The following is a 12,096-nucleotide window of genomic DNA, read 5'->3' as shown; positions in this document are numbered from 1 at the left end:
TCAGGCAAATAAGTCTAGCGCATTGGCCGTAGTTGCCGTTGCCACCTCTTCTACTGTCATTGATTTGATTTCTGCTATGCGCTGGGCCACGTAGGGCAGGTAGGCCGGTTCATTTCGTTTGCCACGCCTGGGCACCGGTGCCAGATACGGGCTGTCGGTTTCCAGCACCAGGTGTTTCAGGTCAATTTGCTGTAACACCGGCTCCAGTCCGCCATTCTTAAACGTACTCACCCCGCCAATCCCGAGCAGGAAATTTACCCCCAGCACAGCCTGTGCCTCTTCTACCGTGCCTGAGAAGCAGTGAAAAATACCTCTCAGGGTGCCGTCTTGCTGCTCCTGCACAATTTCTAAGGTCTCTTGAAAGGCGTCTCTGGTGTGCAGAATGATGGGGCGCTGGTATTTCTTAGCCCATCCACACTGTACCCGCAACGCCTCCCGCTGCTGGTCAAGTAATGATTTATCCCAGTAAAGGTCCAGGCCCGCCTCCCCTATTCCTTTAAAACTGCGGGTTTCCAGCCATTTTTCTATCACTGCCAGGTCTTTTTCAAACTCCTGCTTCACATAACACGGGTGCAGCCCCATCATGGCATGGCACCACGCATGCTTTTCCTCTACCTGCAACATGGCGTCAATGGAAGCCACATCAATATTGGGCATATAAACTTGTGCCACCTGGGCCGCTTGTGCCCGCTGCAGCATCTCCTCCCGGTCTTCATCAAACTCTGGGGAGAAGACATGGGCGTGTGTATCTATAAAGGTCATTTACTTCAATAACGAACGTGCTGTTTTTGGCCTGTTTTTCAGAAAACAGCTCAGAAACAGCAAAGATAATGCATTCTACCTGCAGAAGGTTAATATTGTCTGCCCTTCCATCTGATCTTGGTAGGAAGGAAGAAGTAAACAATTAAAACCAGCGAGGTAAAGAGCAGGTACAGCTCCAGGAGAAACAGATCCCTCCCCTGAACCTTCCAATGCACCCGCTGGCAACAGAAAGATACAAAAACCGACTGCAGCAGAAGCTTTGCTGCAAAGACACCCCCCCAGACGGCCCAACCCGCATGCAGGAAGAAAGGGACCCACACGGGATAATACGAGGAGTGAAAAATGAAGAGCAGCAGCATGTACCAGGGCAGTTTTACAGAACCCCGCATCCAGCGCCGCCGCTGGTTAAAAAAGTCATTCAGGTTTCCAATCGGTTTAGAAAGGGCTAGCGCCGAGGGGCTGTAAACATGGGCGGTCTGGAAACCGGCCGCGGTTATTTCCTTGTGCAGTTGCACATCTTCTGTAATAGAGAAAGGGATTCCCTCAAAACCACCTACCTGTTCATAGGCCTCCCGGGTCACCAGCATGTTATTCCCCATGGTAGAAACAGAGACGCCCCTGTCTGCCACCACCTGCATCAGCCCCAGATTATAGAGCCAGTCAAGTGCCTGAAGCCGCTCAAAGAGGGAATGGCCCTTAGTGGTGGTGATTCCCGTCACTATGCCTGTGGTAGGGGTAAGCCGTTGCAAAAGCGTATGCACCCACTGCGGCGGCACCTCAATGTCTGCATCAGTAATGAAAAAGAACTCAGAGGTAGCTTTTTTTGCCAACTGGGCCAACACATTGGCCTTTCCTTTGGTACCGGCCATATCATAGGAGATGGGAACACAGGTGACGTACGGTTTGCCCAGGCTGTACTGCTCTACCAGAGAACGGGTGTTGTCTTGGGAGCGGTCATCGCCTACCAGTACTTCCAGCTTATCTTTGGGGTAGGCCAGCCGGTCAATGGCGGCCAGGCAGGTTAAGATATGCTCCTGTTCATTTCTGGCAGCAATCAGAATACTTACTGGGGGGAATTCTTGCGCGGCAGAACTTTCTGGGGGTGCCCTGAAGACCCAGAGCAGCAGCAACAGCAGAAAAACAAAAAGGTACAGCGTTAGAAAGCCAATAGAAAACAGCATCTGCTACAGGGTTTTGAACGAGTAGCCCAGTGAGGAGAAATGCTGCAGCAAGCGGGGCAATACATACCGCAGATTCTTTTCTGCTTTCAGGCTATCATGCATCACTACTATAGAACCCGGCTTGATGGAGGCAATTGACCTGCTAAGGCATTCTTCTGCCGGCAAGGACGCGTCAAAATCATAGGTAAGGCTGCTCCACATCACCACTTGGTACTCAGGTTGAAGCTTACGCAGATGCGCGAAGGTGAGTTGGCCGTGGGGCGGCCTGAAGAGCTTCTCTGCCGCCGGGGCCCCTGCCCTTTCAAGGGCCTGTTGGCATTGCTGCACCTCCTGGCCATACGTCTCCCCCCGGTTCTTCCAGGCCTGCACATGATGATATGTGTGGTTTCCCACCCTGTGACCCGCAGCCAGTACTCTTTTTGCTATCTCAGGATACCGCTCCACATTGTCGCCCACCCAAAAAAAAGTGGCTTTCGCTTGATATTGGTCCAGCTGCCCCAGCACAAAGTCTGTCACCTCTGGAATGGGGCCATCATCAAAGGTGAGAAAGATGACCTTTTCCTGCACAGATTTCTTCCACCAGATCCTTGGGAAAAGCCACCTCAACAATGCCGGAGTCTGGTGAAACCTCATTTCTTAGTTGTTGTTGTCTCTCAATCTGCTACAGAAGCACTACGCCGTTCGGCATCCTGTTTTCGGGCTGTTTTTCTGAAAACAGCCCGAAAACAGGAAAGTAAATGAATGGATTATTTAAACCGACAGGAAAGGAGCGTGATGTCATCATGGAACGAGTTGCCGCTGTTGTAGGCATTAATCTCCTGCAGCAACTGGGTATGGATGTTGCGGGAACTTACAAAGCGGCAGCATTGCAGAAACTTGATGGTATTCTCTACGCCAAACTCATCCTCCTCCTGGTTAAAAACCTCGGTCAGGCCGTCTGTGTAGCAAAAGACGAATGACTGCGGCGGCACAGGCACTTTGGTCACCTTCAAAAATGGGAGAACGTCAAAAATGCCCAGCATGGTACACCCTTCCTCCAACAGCTGGTACGTGTTGTTTTCATAAAGAAGAATAGAGGCGTTGTGCCCGGCATTCACATAACTCAGCTCACGGGTGGTTCGGTTGTAAATGCCCAGAAAGCAGGTGATGAATTTCTCTGCCACCGCATTGCGGTAGATGAGGTCATTCAGCTCAGAGACAATGGTGTCCAGGTTGGTGGTTTGCCGTAAAATGGTACGCAGGCCGGCCTGGAAGTTAGACATCAACAACGAGGCAGGCACTCCCTTGCCAGAAACATCTGCCACACAGAAAAGAAACTGGTCTTTGTCAATGGGAATGTAGTCATAGTAATCTCCGCCTATAGAAGAATGCGGAATATAGGTGGCATGTACAGAAACCTGCTGGTTGTTGGGCAGCGACTTGGGGAACAGCATGTTCTGCACTTCGCGCGCAATCTCCACTTCTTTTCTCACTGCTTCCTGGGCCAACCGCTGCCTTTCCAGCCTTCGGTTCTCCATGGCCACCAGAATGATGTTGCTCAGCGTCTGTACAAAGCTCAGGGCCCCCAGGGTGGTATAATAGGCATGCACGTTCCCAATCATCACAAAGGCCAGTATCCTGCTATTGTGTATAATGGGTATGACGGTTTCAAAGTCATGCCACCGGCGGTCAATGTTGAGTTTTGACAGAGACGTGATTTCCCGCAGCTCTGCTATCTCCTGCGGAAGCGCAAGTTCCCTGAAGTTGTAGTCTGTGCCAAAACAGACCTTGCACTCCCATTGCTCGTCTAGCAGAAACAGCGAGAGGCGCCGTATGTTCAACTGGGCCAGCAGGGTGAAATGGTAAATCTTATAAAGAGCTTCTTCAGGCAGATTGTTATTGATAGCCTTTGTGATCTCCAGCAGAGCCGCCAATTCCAGCTTCTTCAGGTTCAACTCTTGCTCTACTGTGGGGAACTTCAATTCTGACATTGACAACTGCCGTTTTCTTGAATTTATCTTATCTGGGTGCTATAGCAAATCAAAAGGCAATTTAACTAAAAGACCCGGGATTGCTAAGAGTACTCACCTTCATCTGAAACACCTGAACTAAAAAAAAAGTTATCTGATCAACCGCCCCTGCAGGAAAGGCCTGCCCTAAGTGTTTATTTTTGTTTAAATTTTTAGGCTGAACGGGCAAACAGGAAGGTTCTTAAAGTTATCTCATAAATGCCTGATCAGGGAAAAAGGTTCTGCGCAGGCAGGAACTTCTCTCTGTTTTTGGCTTGTTTTCCTGAAAGTAGGCTTAAAACAGAACAACATGTTTCAAACCTTCTGCTTATGAAAAGCTACGTTTCAACAGGTCAGAGCCAGGGAGCAGCCAGCGGCAAGCAAAAAGAGAACTGATTCCTACCGGGCATTGCCATCGCCAAGGCAATTAACAGCTGTTATAAAGTATTGTGCGAAAGCAGGCCCGCTTTGGTGGCTAAGAAAAAATACCGGTGCCCCTCAACCTCAAAATGTCCGGGGTCATACGGTACCTCTGTGTCCTGGTCTGGGAACAGGCACTTAACGTAATTCATACTGATGAGCCCTCTTAGCGCCTCCCGGAGTTCCCCCTCTGGCATCTCCAGCTTTTGCTGAAGTTCCTGAAAGGAAGTCACAAAGTAAAGCTCGTCTAAAATATCAAATTCCTGATCTGTCATGATGTTTCGTGTTCACGCCCCTTCCACCGGTACCTGCCTTTTAAGCCAGATAAGGCGGTATACAGCACATACGGCACATAAACTACCTGTAGCAAAGGGATGAGCGAAAATAGCCTGTTTTTCTGAAAGAAGGGCAAAACTGAACTGAAAAGAAGCAGGTCTGGCCCCAGTTTCACAAGCAAGCAAAGGGCAAAAAACCACCAGCTCCAAACGTTTGCCACGGCCATAAAGAAGGTGAACCAAAGAAGTAGGTTGGCTCCCGCCACCAACACTGCCAACACTTTAGGCCCCCACGCTTCATAGTGCTGCCACTTGCTGGCCCACCGTACCCGCTGGTGAATAAATTGGCTCAGGCGGGAGGCGGGGGCGGTTTTCACAACTGCATTTTCCGCTTTTAAAAAAACAGCCCGCTTTGGGTACTTCTGCTGTATTTTGTGGAGCAGGAATTCGTCATCGCCTGAAGGCACGTGTTCATTCCCCTTAAAACCATTCACTCCGTAAAAAGCGTCTTTTTCATACGCCAGGTTAGCCCCGTTGCACATGGTGGGCCTGCCCATCTGCAGGGTGGCAGCCCCTACTCCTATCAACGCTGAAAACTCCAGCGCCTGTAAATTCTGAAAGAGATTCTGGCAGGGTGACAATGCTACCGGGCCGCAGATGATCTTAGGGTTCTCCCGCTGCTTTAATTGGTTAAGCAGCGCCAGCCAGGAAGGGTGAAGCCTGCAATCGCCGTCAGTACAAGCGATCCACTCGCCTTTCGCTGCTTTGATTCCCGCCTCCACGGCGCCCTTTTTCTGCCTGACTCCCGGAAAAGAGGCCAGGTTCAGGAATGAAAGCCTCAATTGTGTCTGCTGCTGAAACTGCTCTACCTGCCGTACAGTGTCATCTTCTGAATGGTCATCTACTACAATTACCTCAAAAGCTGATGCCGGATACTGCTGCCGTTCCAGATCTCCCAGGAGCTGTGCAATATGGGCGGCCTCGTTTCTAACCGGAATAATGACAGAGAAGAAAGCTGTGGGCACGTCCTGCCCCGTTTCCACTGTAGGGATTCTACGCCAACTGATCCAGCAAACCACCAGGCACACGCCATACGCCAGTACCACCAGCAAAGACAGTAGTTGCAGAATCAACGGGTTCTGAAAAGTTTAAGAGGTAACACAAAAACCAACCCTATGACACTGGGCAAGGCTATATTGAGCGCCCACAGAGATAGGCTGGCCCCTAATACCAGCATTGTATCTTGCCCCATCAGTCCAAAAAAATGCATGGCACTGAGTTCGCGCATCCCTATGTCTGCCAAGGCGTTGATAGAGGGCACCAGCGACTTCATCAGAAACGTTCCGGCTACTCCCCAGATGTACTGCTCCATGCTAAGTTGTACCCCAAATGCCCACAACAACGCCACAAACTGGGTCATGAAAACCAGGTACCTCACCAGTGACAGCCAAAGCACCTGCACCAGCTCTTGCGCAGAATACTGCCCCACCACGGCAAAATAATGCACCCACCGCCTCAGGTATGGCACACGGTCCAGCAGAGAGACCGCCCATTTGAAACTGAACAGCAGGGCCAGCGCCCAGCTGTTCGCCATCAGTAACCCCAGGGCAATAGACAACCCCAGCGGCGAGGCCAACGGCAGGTAATATTGGTAAATAAAATATGCCAGCGCAGCAGAACCAATGAAAACAGTGGCAAATAACTGGCAAAGCCTTCCCAGCAGAATGGCCCCTATGGCATCTGCCCGGTTCTGTTGTTGCATGGTGAGAATGCGGCCGGCATAGTCGCCCACGCGGTTGGGGGTGATAAAGCCGAGCGTAAGCCCCACCAGCACCGCCCGGTACGCCTTCAGGAAGGAGATTCTTTCAATTTTTGAGGAGAGATACTGCCATTTATATGCTTCGGCGCCCCAGTTGACCGGCAGGAGCCCTGCCGCCAGCAGCACCGCCGGCCAGCCCCGGTGCCAAACCAGCTGTAAGGTCTGAACAGAAAACACCGTGTTGGTGCTGGCATCGTGCACAGCCTGACGCAGATAGTAAAGGGTTAAGGCAAATACGAACAATTTTCCCACCCACACCAAGATGCGTCTGGATAACCGGATGTTGCCGGATTGTTCGTAATTTTGCACTTTATGATTCATTCAACTGCGCCGCTTCCTAATAACAAATTAATTCTAGGGGTAGACCCGGGTACCAACGTGATGGGCTATGGCCTCATTGAGGTGAGCGGTTCTAAAATTACTGTGCTCCAGTACGGAGTTTTACACCTCAAGAGTTACTCAAACCACGCCCTTAAGCTCAAGAAGATATTTGACGCCACCTTACGGCTCATCACCGAATACCTGCCAGATGAAATGGCCATTGAAGCACCCTTCTACGGCAGTAACGTACAGTCTATGCTAAAGTTGGGGCGGGCGCAGGGGGTTGCCATTGCCGCCGCCCTCTCCCGCGACATCCCGTACGTGGAATATGCGCCAAAGAAAATAAAACAATCAGTGACCGGCAACGGCAATGCCTCAAAAGAACAAGTGGCCGCCATGCTGCTCCAGATCCTGAAAATTAAAGAAGCCCCCAAGTTCCTTGATGCCACAGATGCGCTGGCCGTGGCCCTTTGCCACCATTATACCCAGGGCGGAAACCAAAAAGCCGGCGCTAAATCCTGGAAAGCCTTCCTAACCGAGAATCCTGACCGTTTGTCCAAGTAACTGCACAGGGTAGGGCGCCAGGGAGTATTCTTTACTGGGGGCGCAGGTTTAATTTAGTTTTACAAGGCAAAATGCGTCTGGGTGGGGTTCTGCCTATGCGGTTGCAGAACCTTGTATTCCGGCCGCGAAGGCAACCTAAGGGGGAGGGAAAGGTTCAACTTCTGGTCCTTTACAGAGGGCATCATTTTCATAAACCTCCTCTAACCGCCAACCTTCTTATGGCCGCTGTCCCCTCTAAAACAAGTTTTCCTGTTTTCGGGCTGTTTTTGAGAAAACAGCCCGAAAACAGGAAAAACCACCAATAGCAGCAAGCGGGAGTTTTATAGCTCCTGCCTGATGCGCTGGGCAATTTCCTCCATTTGTGCGGCTTCAAACTTCTGTTTCGGGTTACCGAAGTTCATATCTGCCACCTGGTTGATGGGCACCAGGTGAATATGGGCATGCGGTACTTCTAAACCTACTACTGCCACGCCTACCTTTTTGCAAGGAATTGCCTTACCCACTGCCAGTGCCACTTTCTGCGCAAACTTGTGCAGGTCGGCCAAGGTCTCCGGGGCCAGGTCAAAAATATAGTCAACCGGCTCTTTGGGGATTACCAGCGTGTGGCCTTCCACCAGAGGGAACACGTCCAGGAACGCCAGAAAACGATCATCTTCCAGAATCTTGTAGGCACTGATGTCGCCTCTTATGATCTTAGAGAAAATGGTCTCCATGGCTTAGCGGGAAATATCCAGAACCTCAAAGCGTAACTTACCGGCAGGCACGGTGATCTCAGCCACCTCTCCTACTGATTTGCCTAGCAGGCCTTTGCCAATGGGTGATTTGACTGAAATCTTACCGGCGGCCAGGTTCGCCTCCTCTTCGGCTACCAGGGTGTAGACCACCTCCATGTTATTGTTCAGGTTTTTGAGCTTTACTTTTGAGAGAATCAGCGCCTTAGACAGGTCCAGGTTTGACTCATCAATGATACGGGCATTGCCAATCACCTCCTCCAGTTTTGAAATTTTCAGCTCCAAATGGCCCTGGGCATCTTTGGCGGCGTCATATTCGGCGTTCTCACTCAAGTCACCTTTGTCACGTGCCTCAGCCAGCTGATGCGCCACTGCCGAACGGCCTTTTGTCTTCAGTTCATGTAACTCGTCTTTGAGCTTCTGCAGTCCTTCTGGGGTGTAGTAAGATACTGATGCCATAGTTTTTTATGGGTTAGTACAATGAATAAAAAAGAAGAACGGCCTTCCGTTTGGAGACCGTTCTTATGCTAAGGTAGTACATTTTTTCAGAACCAACAGCAAACCCGCCAATATTTTGAAGGCAGAGGGTGGCTCTGAGGCTGCTGGTTCCATTCCCATAATTCCTGTTTTTAAGCTGTTTTCTTGAAAACACGTCAAAAACAGAACCCCTTTTTTACCACCTATATATTTAATGGCTATCTTTGTTCTACTACCTATGTCTGAATCAACTGAACCATTCATAAAGCTGGCCGCCATAGACATTGGCTCTAACGCGGTGAGATGCCAGATTTCCAACGTCTTCAAGTTTGAGCACCACACCCTGTTTAAGCGGGTGGAGTACATTCGCTACCCCATGCGCCTGGGCGAAGATGTGTTTGCCACCGGCATCATCTCCAAGCCCAAAGCCGAGAAATTCATCACGTTTCTCAACGCCCTAAAACTACTGATGCAGGTACATGAGGTGCATGATTTCATGATCTGTGCCACCTCCGCCATGCGCTCTGCCCAGAACGCGCCAGACATCATTGCCGAAGTACAGCGGCGGCTGGGGTTGCAGATTCAGGTGATTGACGGCACCACCGAGGCTGATTTGATTAACATGGTCATCCGGCAGCAGCTGGATGACCGCAACTACCTGCACATTGATGTTGGTGGCGGCAGCACTGAGTTCAACATCTATGTAAACCGGCTCAAAGTGGCGTCGCGCTCGTTTGAGCAAGGCTCCATCCGGCACATGCAGGGAGACGACTCACAGGAGATGTGGCTGGCCATGCAGAACTGGGTCACTGAGAATGCCAAGCTGCACCACGTCACCAGAGCCATAGGCACCGGCGGAAACATCAACAAGATTTATGACATGGCCCGTAAGTCTGTGGGCAAACCCATTTTCAGGAAACAGATTGAAGAAGTAGTGGAGCAGATTGCCTGCCTCTCTATGGAGGAACGGGTAAAAGTGCTGCTGCTGAACGCAGACCGCGCCGATGTGATTGTTCCCGCCGCAGAGATCTATCTTTCGGCAATGAAATGGGCACACGTTGAAAGCATGCTGGTCCCGCAGGTGGGGTTGAAAGACGGCATTCTGCAGATGTTGTTTGAACGCCACCAGGGTACCACCCAGCACCTGTTCAGGTCTGAGTAATCAAACCCGTTTTTGGGCTGTTTTTGGAAAAACAGCCCAAAAACAGCAATCCCTCCTGCGTAGACCGCAGGAGGGATTGCTGTTTTTAGAGCATCTTAACAGGTAGCTTATGCGCTGCAAACGGGCCTCAAAAAAACCTGACCTCACACCAGAGAGCCGCTTTGCTGCTCTAATAACGGGATAGAAAAATTTTGCGCCCCTTGTTCGCCTGCAAAAGCAAAATGTAAACCAGCGCTTAGGAGTGAGTGCGCGGGTTAGTAAGATTGCTTTAGAAACAACTATCAAAAAAGATTCACCTCTTCCCTCATTTCCAGGTCTACCTTGTAGAACTCACGGTGAATGTTGAACGGGGCCTCCCCCTCGGCAGGCTGACGCTTGATATAGGACCCGTCTTCGCGCATAATGTACGCATTCTGGTTGTCCATGAGGTTGTAGCGCAGAATATTGATGGCCTGCCGCTTGAGCTCATCATTTACAATATGGAACAGGGCCTCAATACGGCGTTCAAAACTCCGCACCATGATATCGGCGCTGCCGCCCAGCACTGTGGGGTTCCCGTTGTTGTGGAAGTAGAAAAGGCGCGCATGCTCCAGGTATTCCCCCACAATAGAGCTCACCTGAATATTCTCACTCAGCCCTTCCCGCCCCGGACGCAAACAGCAGATGCCGCGCACTATCAGCCGTATCTGCACCCCGGCCTGGGAGGCGTTGTAAAACTCATCCATCACCTCTTTGTCTTCCAGGGAGTTGATCTTGATCACAATACCGGCCGGCAGCCCCTGGGCGGCATTGTGGGTTTCCCTCCTGATCAGTTCTATGAGCTGCTGGCGCATGTCTTTGGGCGCCGTGATCAGGTACTCATAGTTCTCCGGATATGAATGGCCGGTGATAACGTTGAAAAACTCAGACACGTCATGGGCATACACCTCATCTGTGGTCAGCAGGCTGATATCTGTGTACTGGCGGCTGGTCTGCTCATTGTAGTTCCCGCTACCAATGTGAATATAGCGCGTCACCTTCTCCCCTTCCTTCCGGATGATCATCATCATCTTGGTGTGGGTCTTGTACTTGCTGATGCCGTAAATCACAAAGCAGCCCGCCTTCTCCAGCTTCTCCCCCTCCTTGATGTTGCGCTCCTCGTCAAACCGGGCCTTCACCTCAAAGAGGGCAGAGACGTGCTTCCCGTTTTCAGCGGCCTTGAGCAGGGCGGCTGTCACGCGGGAATTATCTGCTAACCGGTAAATAGTCTGCTTAATGCCCAACACATAGGGATCCTCGGCGGCTTTCTCCAGCAGGCTTACAATAGGTTCCATGCTGTTGTACGGGTGGTGCAGCAGCACGTCATGGTCTTTGAGGAACTCAAACAGGTTCTCACTTGCGCCGCGCGGGAGACTGGGGGATGGCACCGGCGCGGGAGATTTTTTGATCTTGTTGCTGAACTGCGGGTGTTTGATGATCTGCCAAAGCCCTTTGAAATCCAGCAGCTGGTCAACAGAGAACACATTGGCATTGTCAATAGACCAGCGTTCCTTCAGGATCTTCATCATGTACCCAGACGGTGCCTGCTCTGTCTCCAGGCGCACCACCCGCCCCTTTTTACGGGTCTTGAGCTTCTGCTTCACCTCCTGCACAAAGTCCTGGTCCATGTCATCGCTTTCCTCCAGGGTGAAATCTCCGTTTCGGGTAATCCTGAAGAGGTTCACTGAGTCAATCTCCACGTTCCGGAACAGCTTACCCATGTTGTGCCTGATCACTTCTTCAATGGGCACAAAAATGATCTTGTTCTTGCGCTGGATCTCATAGAACCGGGAAAGGTTGTTTGGGATCTGCACAAACGTAATACGGCTCTGCTGCTTGGTCTCCTCAGTGGTTCTGGTCACCACGCCAAAGATGAGCAGCTGGTTCATCATCAGCGGGAAACCGTGGTAGCTGTCATACACCATGGGGGTGAGCAGCGGGTACACTGTGTGCATGAAGAAAGCCTCGGCTTTAGACTGCTCTGACTCTGTGAGCTCCCCCACCTTGCAGATATTGAAGCCCTGCTTCTCAAACTCCGGCCGCAGCTCCTCATAGGTCTGGTACTGGTCAGAGACAAACTTATGGGCAAAATCTAACAGCTTCTTCCGGAACGGCAGTTCCCGCAGCCCGGAGTAGTCAATGCGCTCCTTGCCGTAATCAATGTAGTTGTACAGGCTGCCCACCCTGATCATGAAGAACTCATCTGCATTTGACGCCGTAATGGCCAGAAACTTTAGCCGCTCAAACAGAGGCGTAGCGGGGTTGCGTACCAGGTCCAGAACCCGGTAGTTGAACCTTAGCCAGCTCAGGTCACGGCTTATGTAATTACTTCTCCGGATTTGCTCCGATGCCTTGATGGTAGTGTTATTCATAGGAGA

Annotated in this window: 12 protein-coding genes; 2 read left to right on the top strand and 10 right to left on the bottom strand. The window is 51.1% G+C overall.

The genetic code is table 11. The features are described 5' to 3' along the window. From FHS90_RS12470 to FHS90_RS12440, 7 genes are all read right to left on the bottom strand, one after another. A complete protein-coding gene (locus FHS90_RS12470; protein WP_182513288.1) occupies window positions 1–762 on the bottom strand; it encodes a TatD family hydrolase in 762 nt (253 codons plus the stop codon). Window positions 763–851: 89 nt separating this feature from the next. Next, entirely contained in the window at window positions 852–1,943 is a 1,092-nt protein-coding gene (locus FHS90_RS12465; protein WP_182513287.1) for a glycosyltransferase, read from the bottom strand. Between the two features lie 3 nt (window positions 1,944–1,946). Then, window positions 1,947–2,576, bottom strand: a complete 630-nt coding sequence (locus tag FHS90_RS12460) for a polysaccharide deacetylase family protein (RefSeq protein ID WP_182513286.1) — start codon at window positions 2,574–2,576, stop codon at window positions 1,947–1,949. Window positions 2,577–2,689: 113 nt separating this feature from the next. Continuing rightward, window positions 2,690–3,913 (bottom strand): PP2C family protein-serine/threonine phosphatase, encoded by a 1,224-nt coding sequence (locus tag FHS90_RS12455; protein ID WP_066832031.1) that lies wholly within the window; start codon window positions 3,911–3,913, stop codon window positions 2,690–2,692. Between the two features lie 455 nt (window positions 3,914–4,368). Further along, complete coding sequence (locus FHS90_RS12450; protein ID WP_066832033.1) at window positions 4,369–4,626, bottom strand: hypothetical protein; 258 nt, start codon at window positions 4,624–4,626, stop codon at window positions 4,369–4,371. Beyond that, entirely contained in the window at window positions 4,623–5,759 is a 1,137-nt protein-coding gene (locus FHS90_RS12445) for a glycosyltransferase (protein ID WP_182513285.1), read from the bottom strand. Before FHS90_RS12445 ends, FHS90_RS12450 begins: the two co-directional genes overlap by 4 nt. Then, a complete protein-coding gene (locus tag FHS90_RS12440) occupies window positions 5,756–6,766 on the bottom strand; it encodes a lysylphosphatidylglycerol synthase transmembrane domain-containing protein (protein ID WP_182513284.1) in 1,011 nt (336 codons plus the stop codon). Before FHS90_RS12440 ends, FHS90_RS12445 begins: the two co-directional genes overlap by 4 nt. Here FHS90_RS12440 and ruvC point away from each other — a divergent pair. Further along, window positions 6,758–7,330: a crossover junction endodeoxyribonuclease RuvC gene (ruvC, locus tag FHS90_RS12435; protein WP_182513283.1), complete on the top strand. Its 573-nt coding sequence runs from the start codon at window positions 6,758–6,760 to the stop codon at window positions 7,328–7,330. The two genes, FHS90_RS12440 and ruvC, sit on opposite strands and share 9 nt — an antisense overlap. 320 nt (window positions 7,331–7,650) lie before the next feature. Here ruvC and FHS90_RS12430 read toward each other — a convergent pair whose 3' ends face one another. Together FHS90_RS12430 and greA are read right to left on the bottom strand one after the other, a co-directional pair. Then, window positions 7,651–8,043 carry an HIT family protein gene (locus FHS90_RS12430; RefSeq protein WP_066832041.1) on the bottom strand — a complete coding sequence of 131 codons (393 nt, stop codon included), beginning with the start codon at window positions 8,041–8,043 and terminating at the stop codon, window positions 7,651–7,653. A 3-nt stretch (window positions 8,044–8,046) separates the two neighbouring features. After that, the gene (gene greA, locus FHS90_RS12425) at window positions 8,047–8,520 is read right to left on the bottom strand and encodes a transcription elongation factor GreA (RefSeq protein WP_066832043.1); all 474 of its coding nucleotides are present in this window, start codon (window positions 8,518–8,520) and stop codon (window positions 8,047–8,049) included. 256 nt (window positions 8,521–8,776) lie between these two features. On the opposite strand from greA, the gene FHS90_RS12420 reads away from it, so the two are divergent. Next, complete coding sequence (locus tag FHS90_RS12420; protein WP_220483053.1) at window positions 8,777–9,700, top strand: Ppx/GppA phosphatase family protein; 924 nt, start codon at window positions 8,777–8,779, stop codon at window positions 9,698–9,700. Between the two features lie 281 nt (window positions 9,701–9,981). Here the strand turns inward: FHS90_RS12420 and ppk1 are convergent, their stop codons facing one another. Further along, window positions 9,982–12,090: a polyphosphate kinase 1 gene (gene ppk1, locus FHS90_RS12415; RefSeq protein WP_182513282.1), complete on the bottom strand. Its 2,109-nt coding sequence runs from the start codon at window positions 12,088–12,090 to the stop codon at window positions 9,982–9,984. Window positions 12,091–12,096 lie beyond the last annotated feature (6 nt).

This window comes from Rufibacter ruber, assembly GCF_014138425.1.
GTDB lineage: Bacteria > Bacteroidota > Bacteroidia > Cytophagales > Hymenobacteraceae > Nibribacter > Nibribacter ruber_C.
This window is presented reverse-complemented; position numbering and strand designations above follow the sequence as displayed.

Bases quoted from the DNA above. Each gene is read 5' to 3' on its own strand.
- FHS90_RS12460 (WP_182513286.1), bottom strand. From the start codon at position 2,576: ATGAGGTTTCACCAGACTCCGGCATTGTTGAGGTGGCTTTTCCCAAGG.
- ruvC (WP_182513283.1), top strand. From the start codon at position 6,758: ATGATTCATTCAACTGCGCCGCTTCCTAATAACAAATTAATTCTAGGG.
- greA (WP_066832043.1), bottom strand. From the start codon at position 8,520: ATGGCATCAGTATCTTACTACACCCCAGAAGGACTGCAGAAGCTCAAA.
- FHS90_RS12430 (WP_066832041.1), bottom strand. From the start codon at position 8,043: ATGGAGACCATTTTCTCTAAGATCATAAGAGGCGACATCAGTGCCTAC.
- FHS90_RS12470 (WP_182513288.1), bottom strand. From the start codon at position 762: ATGACCTTTATAGATACACACGCCCATGTCTTCTCCCCAGAGTTTGAT.
- ppk1 (WP_182513282.1), bottom strand. From the start codon at position 12,090: ATGAATAACACTACCATCAAGGCATCGGAGCAAATCCGGAGAAGTAAT.
- FHS90_RS12455 (WP_066832031.1), bottom strand. From the start codon at position 3,913: ATGTCAGAATTGAAGTTCCCCACAGTAGAGCAAGAGTTGAACCTGAAG.
- FHS90_RS12450 (WP_066832033.1), bottom strand. From the start codon at position 4,626: ATGACAGATCAGGAATTTGATATTTTAGACGAGCTTTACTTTGTGACT.
- FHS90_RS12465 (WP_182513287.1), bottom strand. From the start codon at position 1,943: ATGCTGTTTTCTATTGGCTTTCTAACGCTGTACCTTTTTGTTTTTCTG.
- FHS90_RS12420 (WP_220483053.1), top strand. From the start codon at position 8,777: ATGTCTGAATCAACTGAACCATTCATAAAGCTGGCCGCCATAGACATT.
- FHS90_RS12440 (WP_182513284.1), bottom strand. From the start codon at position 6,766: ATGAATCATAAAGTGCAAAATTACGAACAATCCGGCAACATCCGGTTA.